This window comes from Acetobacterium paludosum (assembly GCF_008086595.1).
GTDB lineage: Bacteria > Bacillota > Clostridia > Eubacteriales > Eubacteriaceae > Acetobacterium > Acetobacterium paludosum.
Genome location: NZ_RXYA01000004.1, coordinates 14645 through 39058, shown reverse-complemented (window position 1 = coordinate 39058; position 24414 = coordinate 14645). Strand labels below are relative to the sequence as shown.

At 43.1% G+C, this 24414-nt stretch carries 21 protein-coding genes; 20 read left to right on the top strand and 1 reads right to left on the bottom strand.

Translation table 11 applies throughout. The features are described 5' to 3' along the window. Positions 1 to 189 precede the first annotated feature (189 nt). The gene (locus FZC41_RS05230) at positions 190 to 1353 is read right to left on the bottom strand and encodes a 1-deoxy-D-xylulose-5-phosphate reductoisomerase (protein ID WP_148566348.1); all 1164 of its coding nucleotides are present in this window, start codon (positions 1351 to 1353) and stop codon (positions 190 to 192) included. Between the two features lie 396 nt (positions 1354 to 1749). On the opposite strand from FZC41_RS05230, the gene FZC41_RS05225 reads away from it, so the two are divergent. From FZC41_RS05225 to FZC41_RS05130, 20 genes are all read left to right on the top strand, one after another. Further along, positions 1750 to 2898 carry an iron-containing alcohol dehydrogenase gene (locus tag FZC41_RS05225; protein WP_148566347.1) on the top strand — a complete coding sequence of 383 codons (1149 nt, stop codon included), beginning with the start codon at positions 1750 to 1752 and terminating at the stop codon, positions 2896 to 2898. Between the two features lie 224 nt (positions 2899 to 3122). After that, positions 3123 to 4241 carry a metallophosphoesterase family protein gene (locus FZC41_RS05220; protein WP_148566346.1) on the top strand — a complete coding sequence of 373 codons (1119 nt, stop codon included), beginning with the start codon at positions 3123 to 3125 and terminating at the stop codon, positions 4239 to 4241. Then, on the top strand, positions 4238 to 6547 hold the full coding sequence (locus FZC41_RS05215) for an ATP-binding protein (RefSeq protein ID WP_148566345.1): 2310 nt from the start codon (positions 4238 to 4240) through the stop codon (positions 6545 to 6547). Before FZC41_RS05220 ends, FZC41_RS05215 begins: the two co-directional genes overlap by 4 nt. Positions 6548 to 6653: 106 nt before the next feature. Next, positions 6654 to 7004 (top strand): hypothetical protein, encoded by a 351-nt coding sequence (locus tag FZC41_RS05210; RefSeq protein WP_148566344.1) that lies wholly within the window; start codon positions 6654 to 6656, stop codon positions 7002 to 7004. Next, positions 7001 to 7417, top strand: coding sequence for an ATP-binding protein (locus FZC41_RS05205; RefSeq protein WP_148566343.1), 417 nt, complete (start codon positions 7001 to 7003; stop codon positions 7415 to 7417). Before FZC41_RS05210 ends, FZC41_RS05205 begins: the two co-directional genes overlap by 4 nt. 23 nt (positions 7418 to 7440) lie before the next feature. After that, complete coding sequence (locus FZC41_RS05200) at positions 7441 to 8775, top strand: [Fe-Fe] hydrogenase large subunit C-terminal domain-containing protein (RefSeq protein WP_148566342.1); 1335 nt, start codon at positions 7441 to 7443, stop codon at positions 8773 to 8775. 291 nt (positions 8776 to 9066) lie between these two features. After that, positions 9067 to 9399, top strand: coding sequence for an AraC family transcriptional regulator (locus FZC41_RS05195; RefSeq protein WP_148566341.1), 333 nt, complete (start codon positions 9067 to 9069; stop codon positions 9397 to 9399). A 1-nt stretch (position 9400) separates the two neighbouring features. Then, complete coding sequence (locus FZC41_RS05190; RefSeq protein WP_148566340.1) at positions 9401 to 10117, top strand: PHP domain-containing protein; 717 nt, start codon at positions 9401 to 9403, stop codon at positions 10115 to 10117. Between the two features lie 288 nt (positions 10118 to 10405). Next, a complete protein-coding gene (locus FZC41_RS05185) occupies positions 10406 to 10879 on the top strand; it encodes an NADH-quinone oxidoreductase subunit NuoE family protein (RefSeq protein ID WP_148566339.1) in 474 nt (157 codons plus the stop codon). Positions 10880 to 10884: 5 nt separating this feature from the next. Continuing rightward, entirely contained in the window at positions 10885 to 11433 is a 549-nt protein-coding gene (locus FZC41_RS05180; protein WP_148566338.1) for an ATP-binding protein, read from the top strand. A gap of 1 nt (position 11434) precedes the next feature. Further along, on the top strand, positions 11435 to 11833 hold the full coding sequence (locus FZC41_RS05175) for a (2Fe-2S) ferredoxin domain-containing protein (RefSeq protein WP_148566337.1): 399 nt from the start codon (positions 11435 to 11437) through the stop codon (positions 11831 to 11833). A 19-nt stretch (positions 11834 to 11852) separates the two neighbouring features. Beyond that, positions 11853 to 13652 carry an NADH-ubiquinone oxidoreductase-F iron-sulfur binding region domain-containing protein gene (locus tag FZC41_RS05170; RefSeq protein WP_148566336.1) on the top strand — a complete coding sequence of 600 codons (1800 nt, stop codon included), beginning with the start codon at positions 11853 to 11855 and terminating at the stop codon, positions 13650 to 13652. Between the two features lie 19 nt (positions 13653 to 13671). Continuing rightward, positions 13672 to 15420 (top strand): NADH-dependent [FeFe] hydrogenase, group A6, encoded by a 1749-nt coding sequence (locus FZC41_RS05165; RefSeq protein WP_148566335.1) that lies wholly within the window; start codon positions 13672 to 13674, stop codon positions 15418 to 15420. A 394-nt stretch (positions 15421 to 15814) separates the two neighbouring features. Beyond that, a complete protein-coding gene (recD2, locus tag FZC41_RS05160) occupies positions 15815 to 18028 on the top strand; it encodes an SF1B family DNA helicase RecD2 (protein ID WP_148566334.1) in 2214 nt (737 codons plus the stop codon). Positions 18029 to 18470: 442 nt separating this feature from the next. Beyond that, positions 18471 to 18947 (top strand): transposase, encoded by a 477-nt coding sequence (locus FZC41_RS05155; protein WP_205737060.1) that lies wholly within the window; start codon positions 18471 to 18473, stop codon positions 18945 to 18947. 548 nt (positions 18948 to 19495) lie between these two features. Continuing rightward, positions 19496 to 20236 carry a ComF family protein gene (locus FZC41_RS05150; protein WP_148566333.1) on the top strand — a complete coding sequence of 247 codons (741 nt, stop codon included), beginning with the start codon at positions 19496 to 19498 and terminating at the stop codon, positions 20234 to 20236. Between the two features lie 130 nt (positions 20237 to 20366). Beyond that, entirely contained in the window at positions 20367 to 21272 is a 906-nt protein-coding gene (murB, locus tag FZC41_RS05145; protein WP_148566332.1) for a UDP-N-acetylmuramate dehydrogenase, read from the top strand. A gap of 209 nt (positions 21273 to 21481) precedes the next feature. Then, the gene (locus tag FZC41_RS05140) at positions 21482 to 22213 is read left to right on the top strand and encodes a PHP domain-containing protein (RefSeq protein WP_148566331.1); all 732 of its coding nucleotides are present in this window, start codon (positions 21482 to 21484) and stop codon (positions 22211 to 22213) included. 206 nt (positions 22214 to 22419) lie between these two features. Continuing rightward, positions 22420 to 23292 (top strand): RNase adapter RapZ, encoded by an 873-nt coding sequence (gene rapZ, locus FZC41_RS05135; RefSeq protein WP_148566330.1) that lies wholly within the window; start codon positions 22420 to 22422, stop codon positions 23290 to 23292. Positions 23293 to 23319: 27 nt separating this feature from the next. Next, a complete protein-coding gene (locus FZC41_RS05130) occupies positions 23320 to 24330 on the top strand; it encodes a gluconeogenesis factor YvcK family protein (protein WP_148566329.1) in 1011 nt (336 codons plus the stop codon). Positions 24331 to 24414: the final 84 nt, after the last annotated feature.

Here is a 24414-nt window from a genome sequence, read left to right as displayed (position 1 = left end):
GGTATGATGTGAGATGGTATTCAAGAAATGTAGGGGCGATTCTCAATCGCCCGGGAACGTCGGTTAGAAAGATCGACGTCTTCGGGCGATCATGGATCGCCCCTACGGTATGATGCATGATGGTATTCAAGAATGTAGGGGCGATTCCCAAACAAGTGTAAATTTAAGCATTGTAGGAGCGATGATTATTCAAGAACGGCTGACCGTTGTCTCCATGGCAATCTGTCTGGCCCAGGCATCCGCAGAAAGCACATCATCCAAAGTTGGGTTGGCAATCGCCGCGTGTTTTTCCATGACAGCGGCGTTAATCCGGGGAATATCTGAAAAACAAATTTCCTGATGCAAGAATTTTGCCACCGCTACTTCATTGGCGGCATTCAGCACACAGGTCATAGATCCCCCAATATCCAGAGCATCGTAGGCCAGCTGCAGGCAGGGAAAGGAGTGCAGATCCGGTTCCTCGAAAGTAAGTTCCCGAACCAGGTGGAAATCAAGAGCCTGGCGATCATTGGCAATCCGATCGGGATAGAAAAAAGCAATCTGAATCGGGAGCGCCATATCCGGCAGCCCTAATTGCGCCATCGTGGAGTGATCAATGAACTCGACCATGGAGTGGATGATGCTCTGAGGATGGACCACCACATCAATTTGGTCTCGGGGCAAATCAAAAAGCCATTTGGCTTCAATCACTTCCAAACCTTTGTTCATTAAAGTAGCCGAATCGATGGTGATCTTTTGTCCCATCGACCAGTTGGGATGTTTAAGCGCCTGGTCAAGGGTAACCGATTGAAGCTGCTCGGCCGTTTTGCCCCGGAAGGGACCACCGGAAGCGGTAATGATGATCCGTTTTATTTCCTCATGTTTATTTCCCATCAGACACTGAAAAATCGCACAATGTTCACTGTCCACCGGCAGGATCGAAACACCCATTTTGGTAGCGGCATCCATGACAAGTTTCCCCCCGGCAACCAGGGTTTCCTTATTTGCCAGGGCGATATCGATGCCCTGATTGATCGCCGCCAAAGTGGGCCGCAGGCCAATCATTCCGGAGACAGCCGTCAGCAGCATCTCAATTTCCGACGCAGTTGAAACGGCGATCAGTCCGTCAACACCGGTAACCACCTCAACCGAACGGCCTTTTTCTTTCAATCGTTGCTCCAGAATAAGAGCAGCGTCATTGTTCATGACGCACACAATCCGAGGAGCAAATTTTTCGATCTGCTGTTCCAATAAATCGATGCTGGTATTGGTCGATAAGCCCACCACATTCAAAGTGTCGCTGTTTGCTGAAACAACTTCTAGGGCCTGGGTTCCGATCGAACCGGTTGAGCCGATAATACTAATATTTTTCATGAATTACCTCGCTTTTAATTACAATTTAGGTTATTGCCAAACCATACCGATCAATTGTTAATCAGTTGTATGCGCACAATTCGGATAGGCTATTGCCTGTTCGCCTTGAGGCAAACAACACGATATAACAATTGTCGGTATGGTTTGTAAGTGAAGAGTCATTGGTTACATTCTCAATTGTCTAAAGAAGACAATGTCTTTTGATAGTATAACACAATTCTTAAAGAGAAGAAAAGAATGGTGAAAGCAACCGTTTATTATTCATAGTCGATGAGAAATTATAAGAAGGTAATCAACCGTCTCAATATTGTATCTCAAACCAATAAAATATTCCATTTCTTGAAAGAGTTCTTTGGCATATAATTATGTAAACGAATAAAATTTGGAGGTGCTCTTATGGCAAAAACATATTATTTTCCACCAATCGTAATTATGGGACCAGGTGCAATTGAACTCATCGTGCCTGAAATTCAAAAAATGAATGTGAAAAAAGCTCTGGTTGTCACAGATAAAGTTTTGATTGAAACGGGTGTGGTACAGGATGTGCTGGATGTATTGAAAAGTGCAAAAATACCTTACGCCATATTCTCGGATGTTAAACCAAATCCGACCGTTGCCAACGTTAACGCCGGTTACCAGGCATTATTGGATAACGAATGCGACTTTCTTGTTAGCATCGGCGGTGGTTCGCCTCAGGATACCGCAAAAGCTGTCGCTATTTTGGGAACAAATCCCGGTGATATCTGCGATTATAATGGGGTTGGAAAAACAGCCAACAAATCGCTGCCAATCGTAGCGATTAATACCACTGCCGGAACAGCCAGTGAAGCAACCATCAACTATGTCATAACTGATGAAAAACGTAAACTGAAAATGGTGATCGTTGATCCGAACAGCATTGCGACCGTAGCCGTTAATGATCCGGTACTGATGATGAAAATGCCGAAATCACTAACCGCGGCAACCGGTATGGATGCCCTGACTCATGCAATCGAAGGCTATACTACCGCCGGTGCTACACCATTTACAGATATGTTTAATATAGAAGCTATTAAAATGATTTCAAAAAGCTTACGAACAGCCGTTGCCGATGGCGATGATTTAGATGCCCGTGATACGATGGCCTATGGACAGTTTGTTACCGGCATGGGTTTCTCAAACGGCGGATTGGGAATCGTCCACTCTATGGCTCATCAGCTGGGAGGCTTCTATGACCTTCCACATGGGGTCTGCAATGCCATCCTGCTTCCTTATGTTGTCGCTTATAATGCGGATGCCGTTGGGGACCGTTTAAAAGATGTGGCCATTGCAATGGGTGTTGATATCAGCCGTCTTGAACCGAAAGAGATTAATATTGCTGCTATTGATGCCATAAAAAAACTTTCAAAAGACGTCGGAATTCCCTCCGGATTAAAAGAAATTGGCGTAAAAAAAGAAGATTTTGCCGTTCTGGCGGATATGGCACTGGCTGATGCCTGTACCCCAGGCAATCCAAAATGTCCGACTAAAGAAGATGTGATTGCCATATACAAAGCTGCTTTCTAAAATAATAACTAAAAAAAGTCAAATCAGGTTAAACTATCAAAATTATATAATCGTTTCAACAGGCTCTCTGAATGCTCAGAGAGCCTGTTGTGGTTGTTTTAGTTACCCCGTAAAAACAGGTTTGTTCAAATATAAAAAAATTAAATGTAACCTAGGTAAAATAATGATATAATATATAACCTGATAGACAAGCGTTAAAATTTATAGATGAGGAGGCAAAGAGGATGATTACAAGATTTATTCATTCAGGTGATTTCCACTTAGGTCGCCCCTTTACCTTTCAGCAGCAAGGTAACTACTTTGGCAAAAACAAGAGAAAAGAGCTTTGGAAAGCCTTTGACGATATGATTGCCTATGCCGGGAAAGAAGAAATACAACTGGTTCTCATAGCTGGGGATTTGTTTGATAGTGTCAATGTCCTGACCATGGATATAAAAAGGGTAGCAGAAGCTTTTGCTGGTTTGGAAAAAACTTGGGTGGTTCTCATTACCGGAAATCATGACTATCACGGCGACAATTCACCGTACAAAAAAGTGGATTGGTCAAACAATGTGTATATTTTTAGAGAAGATGTGTTTAGATCCATTTATATAAAAGAACTGAATACCGAAATTTATGGAATGTCATGGGTGAAAAATGAGTACCGGGCCTTTCCGGAAAGATCCTTTAACTCATTAAAATTAGATGATGCCCGTTATAATATTTTAATGGTACACGGAGAAGTGGCGAGTCAAACCCATTATCTTCCCATTGATTTGCATTATATTGAGAATAAAGGATTTGATTATATTGCGCTGGGACACATTCATAAGCCGGGCATGACCCCGGGAGGGGCAGCCTATTGCGGATCGCCGGTACCCCTTAACTTTGGAGAAACCGGCGAGCGGGGCTATTTAATCGCCACGGTTGAGGCGGACTATGACAACAATGAGTACACGACGTCCAGCGGCTTTTATGCCATCCCATCGCGGCGGTACGAGACCTTTGAAATACAAATAACAGCGGAAGATTCATACAATGATATCATTGAAAAAGCGACCAGCTGCGATACCATTGAAAATCGTCTCCAGAATTATTATCGCCTGCGGTTTCTGGGGTATGTCAATCCTGAGATACAACTGGATTGGATAAACGATGATTTGGAAGAGTCTTTTTATTATATCGAAACTGACGCCTCGCTATTGGAACCGGATATTGATCTTGAAAAACTGATCCAGGAGAATCGCGACAATCCGATTGGCCAATTTCTAGAAGCGTTAGGAAATATTGAAGATCCCCAAGTGAAAAAGAAAGCAATCATTTACAGCATTGAAGCCATGATGAGCGAGGGGGTTTTAAAATGAAAATAAAAACCTTGAACCTGAAGGCGTTTGGAAAATTCAAAAATAAAACCATTGATTTCAAACCGGGACTCAATTTGATTTACGGAAACAACGAAGCTGGTAAAACAACGGTGCAGACCTTTATCCAAGGCATGTTTTTTGGCTTTTACAAGCCCTATCGAAAAAAGAAAACCTACAGTACGGAATATGAAAAATACCTGCCATGGAAACAGTTTGACTACAGCGGCTCCTTAATCTATGAGGTGGATGACCGTGAAATCCGTTTGGAACGGAATTTTTTAAGAGGAAAAGACAGCTTGAAGATATTTGACAACATCACCGGTGAAGACATCAGCGATGAATTTAAATACGATGGGGTGATTCGTCAGCATTTGCCTCTGGGTAAGCTGGGAATGACATCGGGGATCTACAACAATACCATTAACATGCGGCAACTTTCTTCTGATACCGAATCCGGCGCGCAGGATGAAATGAGAGATTCTTATTTAGAAATGCAAAACACCAGCGGCATTGAGATGAATTTCAAAGGAATTGCCCAATGGCTGGAAGAAAAAAAGAAAAATATTGGCCGGTCAGGTCAAAGCAAGTCTCGAGTTGGCGCCGCAATACGTGAACGTGACGAGCTTTTGCTGGTCCTCAAAGAGGCGGAAGAAGCCTATGCGAAGGTAGCGGAAAATCAGGAAAAAATAACCCTCTATCAGAAACAAATGAAACGTATTGAAGCGGAAAATGATTATCTTACCCAGGAATCCGTCGTCAACCGCAAAAAAGAACTTCTGGAGTCTTACGAGAAAATTACCGAGCTCGAAAAAGAAAATAGTCTACTGGCAGAAAAAATCGAAGTGGGCGAAGGGTACAAAGATTTTAATTATAAAAACTTAGAAGGTTTGAAAGCGATTCGCGGACAGAGTGAGCGATTCAGCGATCAAATGGATTACATTGAAAAACAGGTCAGTGATTCACGTGAAAACCTTAAAAATATCCGCAAAAAAGAAGAAGCAAAACGCCTGACCATGGGGGGGCACACCTGGGAGCGAATCAATGAGGACTATGATGCCTTTAAAAAACAACAACATTGTGCGGATGAGGTCAAAAACAAATCCAATATTGTCATCAGCGTTGTTTCAGTCATCCTGACACTTTTAGGAATTGGACTGACGGAAATGTCGTTTTTGAGTCTTTTGCCGATAAAACAGAGTTTGGAAAATAGTTTGCTGATCTTTGGACTGCTGCTGATTGTCGGGGGTGTGATTGGCTCCGTGTTTGGCGTCGCCGAGACGATCAAAAAGCGAAAAATAAAACAGGCGCGAATATTGAAACCGGTTCAACACGATATACTGAAAAAGTATGGCGTCAAAGATCTGGAAAGCTTTGAAACCTTTTATAAAAAGGCTGCCCGAACGCAAAACGAACTCGAACAAATGAAAAACGAAGGTGAATTGATAACCGTTCAATTATCCCGACATCAGGCCGGGTATGAAGTTCTTTTTGAACAGCGCCGCAGTATTATGAAAGAACTGGACAACAAGTTGGCCCTGTACGATGTCGACAGCGTTGAAGATTATGCCGACGGCTGTGAAAAAGCCCAGCGCCTGGAAGAAATGAAAATTCAGTTTAATGGGAATCTGCGATTATTAAAAAATCTGCTCGAAACAGTCAACGGCGGGAAAACAGCTGGCGGAAATGTGGTTTGGAAAAAGGCTTCGCCAAAATCCGATGAACTGCTTAGCCTGGGAAAAGAAATAGCCCGTTTAGAGGGCGAAAACAGCGCCTTAACGGATGGTGTTGGTTTACCGGTGGAAATCAGAGAAACCATTAAATCGTTGGATGCTCAAATTGATATCTGTGATATTGAAATTAAGGCCTGCAATGCGGTGCTTGAAATTCTGGGCAAAATCCAAAAAGGATGTCATCTGGAATCAGCACCAGAGCTTAATGATCACATTGGCGGCATTTTAGAAGATATTACCCAGCGTTATAAAGGGGTGAAAATCGATGAAGCCATGAAGGTCCGGGTGGTAAATCCCAGCGACGGCGATTTCAAAAATGCCGAACAATTAAGCGCCGGGACAATGGATCAGGTTCATTTTGCTTTCCGTTATGGAATGGGTGACGTCATTAATCATGAAATGCCCTTTATTCTCGATGAACCCTTTGTCCGATATGATAAACTTCGTAAAACTCAGGCCCTCAAATTATTAGCAGGGCTCAGCAAAAAACGTCAGGTTATTCTTTTTACCTGTGACGATGATGAAGAAAATCGCTTAAAAGCTCTGGGTGCAACCTATCACAAAATTCGGCTGTAAGTTTTAAATGGTTTTAATCGTGTAAAAAATTACCCTAAATTTATTCCAATAACAGAGAAAAATCCGGTACAATTATAAAAGAGTTCGAATGAAGGAGTAATGCTTTATGAAATTAAGTCGCGTACAAGAACTTCTTGAAGCTGTTGTATTGTCAGGAGAGAGCCATCTGGATGACGAGGTCCTCACAGGTTTTGGCTGCGATCTCATGAGTGATGTATTATGTTTTGCCCGGGAAGATGCTGTTTTGCTCACGGGACTTATCAATAAACAGGTTCTGAATACGGTCGATATGGCAAATATGAATAGCATTGTTTTTGTCAGAAACAAGATGCCCAGTGAAGACGTGATAAAAATGGCCCAGGAAATGAACTTATTGGTGATGTCAACCAAGTACATTCTTTTTGAGGCCTGTGGCATGTTATATGCTAATGGATTAAAGGGGGCACACCTTCGATGAGTTATGAACTCGCCTTTGAGGTTGAGCGAGGTGATTTCGAAACAGCTGGAGGAGCCTCACGAAAAATAAAAAAAACCTTGCAGCAATTAGGTATTTCCAGTAAAATCATTCGCAAGGTTTCTATCGCCGGATATGAAGGAGAAATGAACTTAGCCATTCATTCTTGGGGTGGAACGATTTTATTGGAGGTTGCAGAAACAGAAATCATTTTGACCATTCAGGATAGCGGCCCGGGGATTCCGGATCTTCATCTGGCCATGACAGAAGGATGGTCCACCGCCGGCGTTGAAGCGCGTAGAATGGGATTTGGCGCTGGAATGGGGCTTCCCAATATGGACAGAAATGCCGATCATTTTGAAATCGAATCAAAAGTTGGCAATGGCACAAAAATTTTAATGAAATTCTTTCTGTAAAAACATAAGAATAAGGAGAGAAAATGGATAAATTACTTCATTCCGTATATCTTGATGAGGCAAAATGTTTAGGCTGTACGACTTGCCTGAAAAACTGCCCGACCGGAGCGATACGGGTTCGGGGCGGAAAAGCAAGGATCAACGAGTCCAAATGCATCGATTGCGGAGAATGCATTCGTATTTGCCCCCATCAGGCCAAGCTGGCAAAAACAGATCCATTGTCAAAAATAAACGACTATAAATATAAAGTGGCGATACCAGCGCCGGCGGTTCTGGGGCAGTTTAAAACAAGCTATTCGATTGACCGGATTTTATCGGCTATTAAGGCCCTGGGTTTCGATGAAGTGGTAGAAGTTGCTTATGGCGCCGAGATTGTCGGACGGGCGCTTAAATACGAATATCATGCCAAGCGTTATCCGAAACCGCTTATTTCATCCGCCTGTCCGGCCGTCGTTAAGCTGATTCAGGTTCGCTTCCCGGAACTGACGGATAATGTCTGTCGCTTAAAGTCACCGATGGCCTTGACAGCCCGATTGGTCAGGAAGCGTTTGCGAGAACAAACCGATTATCAGAATAAAGACATCGGCATTTTCTTTATCACTCCCTGTGCGGCCAAGGCGACGATGGTGAATAATCCCTTAATCTCGGAATATGATCAATATGACCACATTGACGGGGCCATTGCCATCAAAGATATTTTCAGCGATGTCTCGGGGCTCTTAAATGATTGTAACCTTCAGGAAGGTATCCATAATTCAACACCGGAGGCTTTTAGCTGGGCTGTTTCAGGTGGCGAAAGCGAATATTTGAAAAACAAAAATGTGCTTCATGTGGACGGTATTCAAAATGTCATCAGTGTGCTGGAAGAAATCGAATGCGGAAAACTCGATGGCATTGAGTTCTTTGAAGGCCTGGCCTGCATTGGCGGCTGTGTCGGGGGATGCTTAACCGTCGAAAATAATTATGTCGCCAAGATGTACATTCAGGAACGGGCAAAACAAATAAAACAGGAATCGATTATCCATTTGTCGGAAGAGTATGTGAAAAATATTTACAACACCGGGATGATGCATATTAAAGAAAGAATCCTACCGAGAAATCCGGAGCCTTTAGATGCTGATATCAATAAAGCCATCGAGAAAATGAAACAAATTGAAATGCTGGAAAGTAAGCTGCCGGGTTTGGATTGTGGCTCCTGCGGTGCTCCGGGGTGCCGGGCATTGGCAGAAGACATTGTTACCGGAAAAGCAAAAGAAATTGATTGCATCTTTGTTTTAAAAGACCGAATTCTCGAACTTTCCCAATTAACCAATGAACTTTTGCAGGTAGAACATCCAACCGGAAAAACCAGTGAGTAAAAAATAAACCGTACCGACAATTGTTAGTGTAGGGGCGATTATTAATCGCCAGATATAAAGATGTATGTCCGGTAGATTATAAAAGTGTCACCGTAGGGGCGATCCTTGATCGCCCGATATATCGGATATAGATGTCCGTTCTGATGCAACCAACACGATGTAACAATTGTCAGTACTGCAGTCGCAAATGTATCACCGTAGGGGCGATTATAATCGCCCGTCAACGTGGCTTCTAATAATCATAAAGGTTATTGATATATAAATTATATAAATATAATAAAGGAGTTATAAATGAAGGTTAGCGATTTATTAAAAAACAGCGAGTTTAAATGTCTCAATCCTCAGATTGGGGTTGAGGGGGAAATCAAAAGCGGCTATGTCGGTGATCTATTAAGTTGGGTCATGGCAAACGCCGGCAATGAATGCGCGTGGGTAACCATTCAAACACATGTCAACATCATTGCTGTGGCAACGCTGCTGGAAATGGCCTGTGTGATCATCCCAGAAGGCGCAGAGGTTGAAGAGAGCACCCTGGAAAGAGCGATCATAGAAGATATTCCCGTGATCACAACGGGTTTAAACGCCTACGAAGTCTGCAAAATTTTAGGAAACGCCGGCGTTTAAAATGGATAAGGTAGCCATTGATCTACATATTCATTCCGCCTTATCCCCCTGTGGAGAAGCGGAAATGACACCGAACAATATTGTAAACATGGCACTTTTAAAAGAAATCGACTTCATTGCGGTAACGGATCATAATTCCGGCAAGAATTTGCCGGCGATTTTAGCGGTCGCCAAAGAAGCTGGCGAAGGAATCTGTATGCTTCCCGGAATTGAGGTTACAACCAAGGAAGAAGCCCATATTTTGGCATATTTTCCGACCCTGGAAGGCGCCATGGAACTGGATGAAATTCTATACCAACATCTCCCCGAAGTAATGAATAGAAAAGCGCTGTTTGGCCCTCAATATATCATGGATGAAAATGACGTTATCATCGGTGAAGTCGATAAGCTGCTTATTTCAGCCACCGATATTGGGATTGACAAACTCTGGGATATGGTTACAAGTATTGGCGGGGTGCTTGTGCCAGCCCATATTGATCGAAAATCTTACAGTATTATTGCATCGCTGGGATTCATTCCGCCCGAATTAGATATAAAAACCTGTGAGATTTCAAAAAATGAAACCGTCGAAAATGTTCTGAAAAATTATCAGTTCTTCAGAACCTATCAGTTCATTCATGGTTCCGATGCTCATCAGCTGGAAGACATGGCGGAGCGGATTTATTTTTTAGAGCTGGAAGATATGCAGCGGCAGACATTAATTCGTTATCTTGGATAAAATGAGCTTCCGATAAAGAAAAAGAGAATATGATAAAAAAACAGGTTCAAATTAAGTGAATCTGTTTTTTTATGAAGAATAATTACACTTTTTCTGCAAAAACGGTAAAAGAGGTAGAATATTTATCCAAAAAAGACCATTAATTAACGTTTATTTTTAAAATATTGGGCAAAATGTTATCTGCTATAAATATAACGCTAACGGATTATTTTGTGTTATAATGACTTCGTTAGAATATATGCAATCAAAGCGTAAAGGTTTGCATGATTTAATTAGGAGGTTTGAAAATTGGCTGAATTAATACCAGTTGAAAATTTGGATGTAGTAAAGGCAATCGTAGCCGAACACAAAGAAGTACCGGGTTGTTTAATGCAGATTCTGCAGGACACACAAACCAAGTACGGCTATTTGCCAATTGAACTACAAAGTACCATTGCAGATGAATTGGATATTCCCTTGACAGAAGTTTATGGTGTGGCAACATTTTATTCTCAGTTTACCCTTAAACCAAAAGGTAAATATAAAATTAGTGTCTGCTTAGGAACGGCCTGTTATGTACGTGGATCACAAGGAGTTATGGACAAAGTCAATAATATTCTTGGCACAATTGTTGGCGAAACAACTGAAGATGGAAAATACTCGGTTGATGCTACACGTTGTGTAGGCGCTTGCGGTTTAGCCCCAGTAATGATGGTTAATGAAGAAGTATTCGGTCGTATGACTATTAATGAAGTTCCTGCTGTTTTAGAGAAATTTAATTAATAAAAATGAAAGAGCTATCTCTTCACATTTTAGATGTTACACAAAATTCCATCAGAGCGAATGCCAAACTTGTCAATCTGACGATTTTTGAATCAATAGCAAAAAATGAATTTACCATTACCATTGAAGATGATGGATGTGGTATTTCGGCTGAAAAACTTCAAAACGTCACCGATCCTTTTGTGACAACCAGAACCACCAGAAAAGTTGGACTCGGTTTATCTCTGTTTAAAGCTGCAGCGGAAACGTGCGGTGGTTACTTTGAGATAAGCTCAGAGCTTGGGGTTGGGACAAAGGTGGTTGCTAGTTTTATGAGAGATCATATTGATCGTGTTCCGCTTGGAAACATGCCGGATACGGTGGTTACGATGGTAATGTCCTTCGAAGAGACGGACCTCATTTATGAACACAACTACAATAACCGTTCATTTGTTTTTAATACACGTGAAATTAAAGAGACCTTAGAAGTTACATCGTTAAATGAACCGGATATCCTTCATTGGATAAGAGAGTTTATACGAGATGGTCTTGAAGAAATTATGGAGGAAGAATAATATGGCAAAGTCCCTAGCTGAATTAAAAGCGATTCGAGAAAAAAAATTAAACGAAATAAACTTAAGACATGGCAAAAACGGCTATCGCGTCGTTGTTGGAATGGCAACCTGCGGAATTGCTGCCGGAGCACGTCCTGTTATGGTTAAGCTGATGGAAGAAGTACAAGCTAAAAACCTAGTCGATGTAACCGTTGCACAAACTGGATGTATCGGAATGTGTAAACTTGAACCAATCGTTGAAGTTTATGATTCAAATGATGAAAAAGTAACCTATGTTCATATGACACCGGAAAAGGTTGCAAAAGTCATTGAAGAGCATTTGGTAAAAGGTAATGTTGTAACTGAATATACCATGACTGTTGTTGATGGCAAAGTCATCGATACAACGGTTAAGGCTTAATTGAGGAGGAGAAGAGCAGATGGCATATAAACGTTCGCAGATACTGATTTGTGGTGGCACAGGATGTACTTCCTCTGGTTCCGTTACATTGGTACAAGAATTAAAAAAAGAATGCGTAAAGCATGATATACTCGATGAAATCGAAGTCATTCAAACAGGCTGTTTTGGTCTGTGTGAATTGGGCCCGGTTGTAATAGTTTACCCAGAAGGTACATTCTATAGTCGTGTTGCAATAGAAGATATTGCCGAAATGGTTGAAGAACATCTTGTCAAAGGTCGTGTCCTGGACCGACTTGTTTACACTGAAAAAGGCGATGGACATCATCCATTATCGATCAGCGAATTAGGATTCTTCAAAAAACAAAGACGTATTGCTTTGGCAAACTGTGGTGTTATTAACCCAGAAGACATTGATGAATACATTGGCTTTGATGGTTATTTAGCCCTTGAAAAAGTATTGACAACCATGACAGCGCAGGAAGTTATTGATGAAGTAAAAGCTTCAGGACTTCGTGGTCGTGGGGGCGGAGGATTCCCAACCGGTCTTAAATGGCAATTTGCACATAATGCCGTATCACCAGATGGTGTTAAATATGTTGCCTGTAATGCTGATGAAGGAGATCCCGGCGCATTCATGGACCGTTCTGTTTTAGAGGGCGATCCCCATGCAATCGTTGAAGCTATGTCGATTGCCGGTTATGCAGTAGGAGCACAAAAAGGTTACGTATATGTTCGGGCTGAATATCCAATTGCTGTTCATCGTCTGCAAATTGCAATCGATGAAGCAAAAGAATACGGTATTCTCGGAAACAATGTTTTCGGAACAGATTTCTGCTTTGATTTAGAAATTCGTTTAGGCGCCGGTGCTTTTGTATGCGGTGAAGAAACAGCACTAATGAATTCTGTCGAAGGTAAACGTGGCGAACCTCGTCCTCGTCCGCCATTCCCAGCAAACAAAGGTTTATTTGAAAGACCAACTGTTCTTAATAACGTTGAAACCTATGCAAATATTCCAAAGATTATTTTAAACGGGGCAGCATGGTTTGCTTCAGTTGGAACTGAAAAATCAAAAGGAACAAAAGTATTCGCATTAGGCGGAAAAATCAACAATACCGGTTTATTGGAAATCCCAATGGGAACAACACTTCGCGAGATCATTTATGAAATCGGTGGTGGTATTCCAAACGGTAAAGAATTCAAAGCAGCACAAACTGGTGGTCCATCAGGCGGCTGTTTACCAGCATCATTACTGGATACCAAAATTGACTATGATAACCTCATCGCAGCCGGCTCTATGATGGGTTCCGGTGGATTGATTGTAATGGATGAAGACAACTGTATGGTTGATATCGCTCATTTCTTCCTTGAATTTACACAGGACGAATCCTGCGGAAAATGCCCACCATGCCGTATCGGTACCAAGAGAATGCTTGAAATTCTTGAAGATATCTGCGGTGGCAAAGGACAAGAAGGCGATATTGAGAAATTACAGGAATTAGCAGAAGGAATCAAATCCTCAGCTCTTTGTGGATTGGGACAAACTGCTCCAAACCCTGTTCTTTCAACGATTCACTTCTTTAGAGATGAATATGAAGCGCATATCAGAGATAAAAAATGTCCTGCCGGCGTTTGTAAAGCTCTTCTTGATTTCAAAATTAATGAAGAAACATGTAAAGGGTGTGGCATCTGTGCTAAGAAGTGTCCAGTGGATGCTATTTCTGGCGAAAAGAAGAAACCACATGTTATTGATACCGAAAAATGTATAAAATGTGGTACTTGTATTGAAGCCTGTCCATTTGGCTCAATATCAAAGGCTTGATGAGGGGGTTATTGAGGAAATGAATGATATTACTTTTAAAATAAACGGTCAGGAAATAACTGTTCCAGAAGGAACAACCATATTAGAAGCAGCTCGATTGAAAGACATTGACATCCCAACACTTTGCTATTTAAAAGGCATAAATGAAATTGGTGCGTGTCGTATGTGTCTGGTTGAAATTGCAGGAGCAAAAGCATTGCAGGCAGCATGTGTTTATCCAGTTGCCAATGGGATTGAAGTTTTAACGAACTCACCAAAAGTGCAAAAAGCAAGAAAAGTAAACCTGTCATTAATTCTGTCCGATCATAACAGAGAATGTACAACTTGTGTACGTAGTGAAAACTGCGAACTTCAAGCATTGGCTAATGAACTTGATGTCCATGATATTCCTTTCCAGGGAGAAAAATCAGGTCATACAATTGATGATTTATCAACATCGATCATCAGAGACGAAACAAAATGTATTCTTTGCAAGCGTTGTGCTGCAGTGTGTACAAAAGTTCAGGCTGTTGGCGTACTTGGCGCTGTCGGTCGTGGATTTACTTCTCAAGTTCAACCAGTATTCGGAAGATCTTTAGCAGAAGTTGGCTGTATCAATTGTGGTCAATGTATCATCAATTGCCCAGTTGGCGCATTAAAAGAAAAATCAAACATCCAGGATGTTTGGGATGCCATCAATGATCCAACTAAAACGGTTATTGTTGAAACAGCACCAGCTGTTCGTGCCGCTTTAGGCGAAGAATTTGGATATCCAATGGGAACACCTGTTACCGGTAAAATGGCAGCAGCGTTAAGAAGACTGGGCTTTGATAAAGTATTCGATACCGATTTCGGCGCTGATGTTACCATCATGGAAGAAGGAACAGAACTCATTGGTCGTTTGACTAATGGCGGTGTTCTGCCAATGATCACATCCTGCTCACCAGGTTGGATTAAATACATTGAAACCTACTATCCAGAAGCAATTCCAAATCTGTCAAGCTGTAAATCACCACAGAACATGACCGGTGCATTATTGAAGAGTCATTATGCCGAAACAAACAAGATTGATCCTAAAGACATGGTTGTTGTTTCCGTAATGCCTTGTACCGCTAAAAAATATGAAGTTCAACGTGAAGAATTAAATGTTGATGGAAATCAAGATGTTGATATCTCTATTACAACACGAGAATTAGCACGTATGATTAAATCATCTCGAATTATGTTCAACAGACTTCCTGATGAAGATTTTGACAGTTACTATGGCGATTCCACAGGTGCCGCTGTTATCTTTGGTGCTACCGGTGGTGTTATGGAAGCGGCAGTTAGAACCGTTGCCGATGTCCTGAACAAAAAAGACATCCAGGAAATCGATTATGTCGCAGTTCGTGGTGTCGAAGGCATTAAACGAGCAAGTGTTCAAGTAACACCAGACTTGACCGTTAATGTTTTGATGGCTCATGGCGGAAGCAATTTAAAAATAGTCATGGATCAATTAAAAGCCGGCGAATTAAAAGATGTTCATTTCATCGAATTAATGGCATGCCCAGGCGGTTGCGTAAACGGTGGCGGTCAGCCAATCGTTGCTGCAAAAGAAAAAATGGATATTGATATTCGGGTCGAAAGAGCAAAAGCTCTGTATACCGAAGATGCGAACAAAACGATTCGTAAATCACATCAGAATCCATCCGTTATTCGTCTGTACGAAGAATATTTAGAAGAACCAAACAGTCACAAAGCACATCATATTCTTCATACCACCTATTCCCAAAAACCAAAATTGTACTAAGAACAGTTATAATATAAACTGTTTAATAGCTTAAACAAAAAAAGGCCCAATAATGGGCCTTTTTTGCGTTGCAAAAATATTATCCCGTAGGGGCGATCCGTGATCGCCCGTTGGCGTATGGCTTGGCACTGTCGTTTGATTTAACATTGACGTTGCGGGCGATTAGGAATCGCCCCTACGAAATGATGATACACATTGATCGCCTCCCCCTGTAGGGGCGATCCGTGATCGCCCGTTGGCGTATGGCTTGGCACTGTCGTTCGATTTAACATTGACGTTGCGGGCGATTGGGAATCGCCCCTACAAAGCAAAATTGATTCCTGCCAAAAATAAGCATAATGGCGGTATTTATGATATAATTAAACTACTAATTATCAACTAACAGGAGCGAAAAATGGAAACCATTAAGGGAACGGTGGAGCACATCGTCTTTAGAAACAGCAGTAACGGCTACACCGTGGCTCATTTTGACATCGACGGGGATCTGGTCACCGTGGTCGGGAATTTCGACGAATTGAATCACGGTGAGTATCTAAAACTAACCGGCTACTGGACCGAGCATAAAAATTATGGGGATCAATTTACCATGGAAACTTATGCCATGGAAATACCCACTTCCGCAGAAGGGATCACCCGGTATCTGGCATCGGGGATCCTGCCGGGAATTGGCGAAAAGACCGCTAAAGCCATAGTGGAACGCTTCGGCGAAGAAACCCTGGATATCCTGGATAACCATCCGGATCGTCTCTCTGAAATAAAAGGGATCGGGAAAAAAACCCTGGAAGGAATCAAAGAAGTCTATTATGAACAACGGGAGGTCAGGCAGATCATGATCCAAATCCAGGATTACGGAATATCGGCATCCTGGGCCATGAAGCTGTATAAGACCTATAAATCCGATACCATTTCGGTGCTGCTGAATAATCCCTATCAGATGATCGAGGATATCCGTGGAATCGGCTTTAAAATTGCTGACCAGATTGCCAGCCAGTTGGGATTTGAACGAAGCAGTCCGGGGCGTATTCTGGCCGGAATTAATTATTCACTAGGTGAATGTTATAACCGCGGAAACACCTTTATGACCGAAAACGAACTAGTCAAAACCAGCTGCAAGATTTTAGGAGTGGATGAAGACGAGGTTGTCAATCAACTAGGTGAACTTGTTCTGCTCGGCAGAATCATTCAGGAAGAAGTCAACGACCAGCGCGTTTATTATCCGCGAAACCTCTATGAAGCCGAGGATAATGTGGCTCTGATCATGGCAAGAATCAGCCAGAGCAAGTACAAGATCCCCGATGTTAATATCGATAAAAAAATAGAAGAATATGAAAAAGACATGTCAATCATACTGGACAATAAACAGCGCGAGGCGATTGCCGCGGCGGTGGAAAATGGCGTCATCGTAATAACCGGCGGACCGGGTACCGGTAAGACCACTATTATTAACGGAATCGTCCGCATCTTCAAAGATCTGGGTCTGAAAACCGTTTTATCCGCGCCAACCGGCCGCGCCGCCAAACGCATCACGGAAACCACCGGCCATGAGGCAAAAACCATTCACCGCCTGCTGGAATATGAATACAGTGAAAATGACGACTTCCCAAGTTTCAGCAAAGACGAAAGCGATCCCCTCGAGGCGGATGCGATTATTGTGGATGAATCCTCAATGATTGATATTGTCCTGATGAACAGTTTGCTGATGGCCATTCAACCGGGAACCCGGTTAATCATGGTCGGCGATGCTGATCAGCTGCCATCCGTTGGACCGGGCAATGTGCTGAAAGATATCATCGAAAGCGGAGCCATCAAAGTGTTAAGTCTGGAACGAATTTATCGCCAGTCCGAAGAAAGTATGATATCCGTCAATGCCTTTGAAATTAACCAGGGAAACATGCCGGATATCAACAATGACAGTGACTTCTTATTTTTAAATAAAAATGATGGCGATAAACTGCTGCGTGATATATTGAAAATTGTCACCGAAAACCTCCCCATCGCCAAAGGGTTTGACAGCATTCAGGATATTCAGGTCATCTCGCCCATGAAAAACGGTAAGGTTGGGGTGATCAACCTCAACAAAGAACTTCAGGCCGTACTGAATCCGGCCCGAGATAACTGTGCCCAGCGCGAATTTGGGACGGTTATTTATCGGGAAGGGGATAAGGTCATGCAGATTAAAAATAATTATCGCCTGAAATGGGAAGATACCATTGGTTTTGAACAGGGCGAAGGCATTTACAACGGCGATATCGGAACGCTGGAAGAAATCAGCGATCGGAATAAATCTTTCACGATCCTATTCAACGACGGGAAGCGGATCGTTTACGATTTTGACCAAATGGATGAGATCACCCATGCTTATGCCATGACTGTTCACAAAAGCCAGGGCAGTGAGTTCCCGGTTGTCGTCATGCCCATTGTCGGCGGACCACCGTTGTTTCTCAATCGCAAACTGCTCTACACCGCCGTCACCCGGGCGAAAAAAATGCTTGTTCTCATGGGAAACCAGTATGTTTTTCGACAAATGATCAAATCAGCCGAATCCCAGGACCGTCAGACCGCCCTCCGGGAACGTATCGTCAACTACCTCAACAATCCAATGCTGTAATACCACAGTTACACAACCCATCTCATTGCGGGCGAACATGGATCGCCCCTATGGGTATTTAAAATACATAATATACAATTAACTTGAGCATCATCCTGTAGGGGCGATTCCCAATCGCCCGCAACGTTGGGCAACAAAACAAACGCTATCGGGCGAACATGGATCGCCTCTACAGGTATTTAAAATACATAATATACAATTAACTTGAGCATCATCCCGTAGGGGCGATTCCCAATCGCCCGCAACGTTGGGCAACAAAACAAACGCTATCGGGCGAACATGGATCGCCTCTACAGGTATTTAAAATACATAATATACAATTAACTTGAGCATCATCCTGTAGGGGCGATTATCAATCGCCCGAAAAGTCAATCACCAATCCTACCCCAATAACTCCCAACGCTTATGATGGAATATAATTCGTCAAGAAATGAGAGAGATAATGGAACTTCAAAAAAGAAAACGGATTAGGCTGGAAAAATACAATTACATACAAAATGGTTACTATTTCATCACGATCTGCACGAATGATCGGAAACAAGTGTTATGTGATAAAGACTGTATTATAATAGAAGAAGACAATTCATTTGTATTATCGGAAATAGGAGACATAGTATTGATGTCTATTGGCAATATTGAAAAATCTTATAGTGGGGTCAACATTGAAAACTATGTCATTATGCCAAACCATATACACTTATTGATAAGTATCAATAAAAATGCCGAGACATCCATTTCAAAGATTATTCAACAGACAAAAGGATTGGTGACAAGAAAAGCGGGCTTTCCGGTCTGGCAGAAATCATTCTATGACCATATAATTAGAAATGAAAACGATTATTACGAGATAGTCCGTTATATTCAGATGAATCCATTGAAATGGCAGAATGATCGATATTACCTAGTGGGGATAGAATAATTCACAAACAGCCGCTTGCGGGCGATCATGGATCGCCCCTACAGGTTAACGGGGATCACCTCTACGGACGAATATGCAAAATACATAATATACAATCAAATTGAACATTATCTCGTAGGGGCGATTCCCAATCGCCCGAACCGTTAGGAATTGAAGCGAACGCTTGCGGGCGATCATGGATCGCCCCTACAGGTTAACGGGGATCGCCTCTACGGACGAATATGCCAAATATATAATATACAATTAAATTGAACATTATCTTGTAGGGGCGATTCCCAATCGCCCGAACCGTTAGGAATTGAAGCGAACGTTTGCGGGCGATCATGGATCGCCCCTACAGGTTAACGGGGATCACCTCTACGGACGAATATGCAAAATACATAATATACAATCAAATTGAACATTATCTCGTAGGGGCGATTCCCAATCGCCCGAACCGTTAGGAATTGAAGCGAACGCTTGCGGGCGATCATGGATCGCCCCTACAGGTTAACGGGGATCACCGCTACGGACAAATATGCAAAATATTTAATTCTCAGGAGGTGACCATGGGCATCAAAGAATGGCTGATGACTTTTCTCGAAAACAACCTGTTTCTAAAAAACGGAACCTGCCCCATCTGCGGCAAGGTTCTTTTTGTGACGGACAATTTTCTCTGCCGCCAATGCGATGAGGAACTTCCGAAAATAAACAATCCCTCCTGCCAGCGCTGCGGACGGCCGATATTCAGATCCAACCGAAAATTATGTTCAATTTGTTCAAAACAAAACCTTCCTTTTGCAGGAGGGTATGCCTTCCTGCGTTATGAAGATTCAGGAAAAACTTTGGTCCATGCCATAAAATTCAAAGACCGGCCAAATCTCGGAATCTGGGTTGGCACCCGAATGGGAAAAGCCATCGCCCAGTGTGAATGGGGAAAAGAAATAGACATCATCATCCCGGTTCCACTGCACCCCAATCGCCGGGAGGAAAGAGGCTACAATCAGAGCGAAAGAATAACTCAGGGTATTCTGGCAGGATTGATTCCGCTGTCTCCGCTCCTCGGTCCGCAGTATTTAAGACGAATCCGGGACACCCCTCACCAAATGGGTCAGGGACGAGAACAGCGGCTCGTGAATCTAACCGGAGCCTTCTGTGCCGAAAACATCGAAGAAATTCAGGGAAAAACGATTTTACTCGTGGATGATGTGCTTACCACCGGCGCCACGTTATCCGAAGCCGCTGCAACACTGCTGGAAGCCGGTGCAAAAAAAGTTGTGGTTGCCACCGTCTGTGCCGTGGCCGAGTAAAAAGATGCAGAAAATTAGATAAAAGATTCTTAAAAAGCCCATTTATGGGCCTTTTTTTATGGCGAATCTTAATAAATAATGTTATGATAAAACAGTATTAATTAAGACGAAGTAAGGATAAAATAGAAATATGGAAACAATTTTGAATAAACTCAAAGCCGTGATGGCATCAGAATATATAAAAGAAAATGAACCCATGAAAAATCACACCTCGTTTAAAGTAGGCGGACCGGCAGATCTGCTCTTAATGCCTCAAACAAAAGAAGAACTGCAAAAGGTCCTGGCCATCTGCCGAGAAGGCGGTAAGCCGTTTTACATTATGGGAAATGGCAGCAATCTGATTGTCCGAGACGGAGGTTTTCGGGGGATCATCATCAAAACTAAAGCACTTAACAAGGTCAGTGCAGAAGGCAAAATCATGCGTGCGGAAGCGGGAATCAGCCTCAAAGATTTAGCAGAGTTCGCCTTGGAAGAAAAGTTGACCGGGTTGGAGTTTGCATCCGGGATTCCGGGAAGCCTGGGAGGAGCCGTCACGATGAATGCCGGTGCCTACGACGGCGAGATGAAAAATATTGTTCAGAGTATCGAAGTCCTGACCGAAAACGGCGTTTTTAAAACCCTGCCTGGCGAAGCATGTGAATTTGGGTATCGCAGTTCGGTGCTTCAAAAACATCCATGGGTTTTGGTGAGTGTCAGTCTGCAATTAAAAAAAGGCGATTATCAGGCGATTAAAGATAAAATGCTGGATCTCAATACCAGAAGACAAAACAAACAGCCCCTGGAATACCCCAGCGCCGGCAGTACCTTCAGACGGCCCGAAGGCTATTTTGCCGGGAAACTGGTTCAGGATGCCGGCTTCAAAGGCCGATCGTTTGGAGGAGCCCAGGTGTCGGAAAAGCACAGCGGTTTTGTCATCAACAAGGGCGATGCCACCGCCGATGACATCCTGGCGCTCATCACCCTTATTCAGACAGGGGTGCATCAGAAATTCGGGGTTGATTTAAAAACCGAAGTGATTGTCATCGGCGAACCCTAATTATAGTGTATCAACTGTAGGGGCTGGCCTTGCCGGCCCGCAAACGTTAGAATAGAATACAAACGTCAACGGGCGATCATGGATCGCCCCTACAAGCCCTAAAAAAGCGTATGCAAACAAAAGGCACACAAGCCCTAAAAAAGCGTATGCAAATAAAGGCAAATGAACCGAAAACAAGATGTTTATAATAATGACGATTAAGGAAAAAAATGAAAATAACACACGATATGCACACCCATACAACCTGGAGCCACGGAAAAAACTCCATTGAAGAGATGGTGCAGCAGGGTCGGAAGATTGGTTTAAAAGCCATCACCATTTCCGACCATGGCCGAAGTCATCCGTTTTTTGGGGTGCGAAAAAAGAACTTTGCCAAAATGCGGGCCGAAATCGACGCTCTCAATAAAAAATACGACGACATCGAAATCTATCTGTCAGTGGAATCCAACATCATTGGCGCCAACGGGGATATTGATATTGGTGAAGAAGAGCGAATTTACTGCGACTGGATTTTAGCCGGATATCATTACGGTTACATCCCGGCCACGATCGAAGATATATTTCGCTTTTCCATTCCCAATTACGCCGCCCGGGTGCTGCCGTTTCTGCGAAAATATGTGATCGAGATGAATACCCGATCCTATATAAAAATGATCGAACGCCGGGAAATTAAACTGATCACCCATCCCGGGGACAAAATGCCCATCGATATCGATGCCGTGGCGAAAGCCGCAGCGGAGAATGGCGTCATTTTAGAGATCAATCCCCGACATGATCATTTAAGCGCCGAAGAAATTAAAATTGCCATGAAATATGAGGTCGATTTTGCCGTCAACAGCGACGCTCACAATATCCATGCCTTAGGCGATATGCGAGCCGTCCCGGAAATGCTGGAAAAAGCCAACATCCCCCTGGATCGGATCATCAACATTGAAGCTTAGCGAGTCGCTGTAGAAGTAAGTCTGGAGACAATCGTAACATCAGTTGTTCTGCATCATGGCGAACAGGCCTCAGCCTGTCCGATCATACAGCAGTCAACGATTTACCATTGTCTCCAGACGGGTTTCACAAAAAACGCAGATTAACAATTGTCTTGCCCAGAAACGAACGTTTATTATCGATTAAGATTAGAAAAGAGGAAAAAGTCATGAAAATTATTATCATTACAGGTATGTCAGGAGCAGGAAAGTCCCAGGCAATCGAAATACTCGAGGATCTCGGATTCTTCTGTATCGACAACCTGCCCCCCCAACTCATCGTGACTTTTATCAACCTCTGCCAGCAATCCGCCACCGGTATTGAAAATATTGCTCTGGTAACCGACATTCGCGGCGACGTGTTTTCATCACGAGAAGACTCGCCCCTTTCCGCTTACAAAGAGCTGAAAAACGAAGCGGAGCTTTTCTTCTTGGATGCCCGAAACGAGGTGCTGGTATCCCGGTATCAGGAAACCCGACGAAATCATCCGTTAGCGGACCGTTCCGGCAATTTACTGGAAGCCATTCAAAAGGAAAGAAAAACCCTGGAACCGCTGCGAGAAATTGCTGACGAAGTGATTGATACCTCCGACATAAAAGTTGGCGAGCTCAAAGGGAAACTCCGCGCACTCATAAAAAAGGGCGAAGAAAACACCATGCCAAGAGTCAATATTTATTCCTTTGGATATAAGTATGCCAGCCCCGTGGGGGCGGATTATGTTTTTGATGTCCGCTTCCTGCCCAATCCCTTTTATAAACCAGAGCTGAGAGAGTTATCAGGAGAAGATCAGGATGTGAGAGACTATGTCATGTCTTTTCCAGAAGCAAAAATATTTTATGACAAATTATTAGATTTGCTGGAGTTTGTCATTCCCCAATTCACAAAAGTTTCGAAAAATACCGTCGAAATTGCCATTGGCTGCACCGGCGGCCAGCATCGATCGGTAACTTATGCGTATCTGTTGGATGCCGCCCTTAAAGAAAAAGGTTACGAAACCAGTCTCAACCATCGGGACATTAAAAGAAATAAACAGGAAAATTAAAACGAATAATATAAAGGAAGTGATTCAATGGATATGAAAGAATATATCAGAGAGTTTACCCTGAAAGATATAGTAAAAGTGAGAAACCCGAGAGTTGTCGCCATTGGCGGCGGGACCGGCTTATCCGTGATCCTCAGGGGATTGAAAAAATATACCGACAAGCTGACGGCCATCGTTACTGTTGGGGATGATGGCGGCGGTTCAGGCATGCTCAGAGAAAATCTGGGGATTCTGCCCCCCGGCGATATCCGCAGCTGTATTCTAGCCCTGGCCGATGATGAAAATGTCATGCAGGAACTGTTTAACTACCGCTTTGAAGGCGGAAGCATGGAGGGGCAGAGCTTCGGCAACCTGTTCCTGGCGGCGATGAATGGTATCAGCAACGATTTTTACGATGCCGTGCGACGAACATCAGATGTGCTTCAAATAAAAGGCGAAGTACTGCCGGTCACCCTATCGGAAATGGTTTTGATGGCATCGCTGGAAAACGGTGAGATCATTGAAGGGGAGTCCGCTATTCCAGCGGCCGTGTTGGAGCAAAATAGCGGCGTTGTGCAGCTTTTTTTAAAGAATCAAGAAACGCGCCCCCTGCCGGAAACCATTGAAGCCATCCGCAATGCGGATTTGATCATCATCGGACCCGGAAGTCTTTACACCAGCATCATTCCCAACCTGCTGATTAAAGATGTGGCACGAACGATTTTTGACAGCCGGGCCAAGCGTTTTTATATCGGCAACATCATGACCCAGCCGGGAGAAACCAGCGGTTACACCCAGGAAGACCATATCCGGGCCATCGAAGCCCACATGGATCAGAATGAAGGACATCTTTTCGATTATGTGGTGGCCAATAAAGGCACACTGCCCAGAAGTATCGAAGAAAAATACAATAAATACGATGCCAATGTTGTCCAAATAGGAAACCCCATAAATGGCTATGAATATATTCTCGATGATTATGTGACGATGGAAAACGGCTATGTTCGTCATGATGCCGATTTGCTGGCAAAACGAATTTTCGAAACCTATTTAAGGTAAGGTTAGGCACGATGCTTTTCGGGCGATCACTGATCGCCCCTACGGAATTCTTGAAACAACGTCAGGCATGATACCGTAGGGGCG

Coding starts and splice junctions, on each gene's coding strand:
- murB (WP_148566332.1), top strand. CDS start 20,367: ATGGAAACAATTTTGAATAAACTCAAAGCCGTGATGGCATCAGAATAT.
- FZC41_RS05130 (WP_148566329.1), top strand. CDS start 23,320: ATGGATATGAAAGAATATATCAGAGAGTTTACCCTGAAAGATATAGTA.
- FZC41_RS05230 (WP_148566348.1), bottom strand. CDS start 1,353: ATGAAAAATATTAGTATTATCGGCTCAACCGGTTCGATCGGAACCCAG.
- rapZ (WP_148566330.1), top strand. CDS start 22,420: ATGAAAATTATTATCATTACAGGTATGTCAGGAGCAGGAAAGTCCCAG.
- FZC41_RS05165 (WP_148566335.1), top strand. CDS start 13,672: ATGAATGATATTACTTTTAAAATAAACGGTCAGGAAATAACTGTTCCA.
- FZC41_RS05180 (WP_148566338.1), top strand. CDS start 10,885: ATGAAAGAGCTATCTCTTCACATTTTAGATGTTACACAAAATTCCATC.
- FZC41_RS05220 (WP_148566346.1), top strand. CDS start 3,123: ATGATTACAAGATTTATTCATTCAGGTGATTTCCACTTAGGTCGCCCC.
- FZC41_RS05200 (WP_148566342.1), top strand. CDS start 7,441: ATGGATAAATTACTTCATTCCGTATATCTTGATGAGGCAAAATGTTTA.
- FZC41_RS05175 (WP_148566337.1), top strand. CDS start 11,435: ATGGCAAAGTCCCTAGCTGAATTAAAAGCGATTCGAGAAAAAAAATTA.
- FZC41_RS05140 (WP_148566331.1), top strand. CDS start 21,482: ATGAAAATAACACACGATATGCACACCCATACAACCTGGAGCCACGGA.
- FZC41_RS05215 (WP_148566345.1), top strand. CDS start 4,238: ATGAAAATAAAAACCTTGAACCTGAAGGCGTTTGGAAAATTCAAAAAT.
- FZC41_RS05225 (WP_148566347.1), top strand. CDS start 1,750: ATGGCAAAAACATATTATTTTCCACCAATCGTAATTATGGGACCAGGT.
- FZC41_RS05190 (WP_148566340.1), top strand. CDS start 9,401: ATGGATAAGGTAGCCATTGATCTACATATTCATTCCGCCTTATCCCCC.
- FZC41_RS05170 (WP_148566336.1), top strand. CDS start 11,853: ATGGCATATAAACGTTCGCAGATACTGATTTGTGGTGGCACAGGATGT.
- FZC41_RS05195 (WP_148566341.1), top strand. CDS start 9,067: ATGAAGGTTAGCGATTTATTAAAAAACAGCGAGTTTAAATGTCTCAAT.
- FZC41_RS05155 (WP_205737060.1), top strand. CDS start 18,471: ATGGAACTTCAAAAAAGAAAACGGATTAGGCTGGAAAAATACAATTAC.
- FZC41_RS05210 (WP_148566344.1), top strand. CDS start 6,654: ATGAAATTAAGTCGCGTACAAGAACTTCTTGAAGCTGTTGTATTGTCA.
- recD2 (WP_148566334.1), top strand. CDS start 15,815: ATGGAAACCATTAAGGGAACGGTGGAGCACATCGTCTTTAGAAACAGC.
- FZC41_RS05205 (WP_148566343.1), top strand. CDS start 7,001: ATGAGTTATGAACTCGCCTTTGAGGTTGAGCGAGGTGATTTCGAAACA.
- FZC41_RS05150 (WP_148566333.1), top strand. CDS start 19,496: ATGGGCATCAAAGAATGGCTGATGACTTTTCTCGAAAACAACCTGTTT.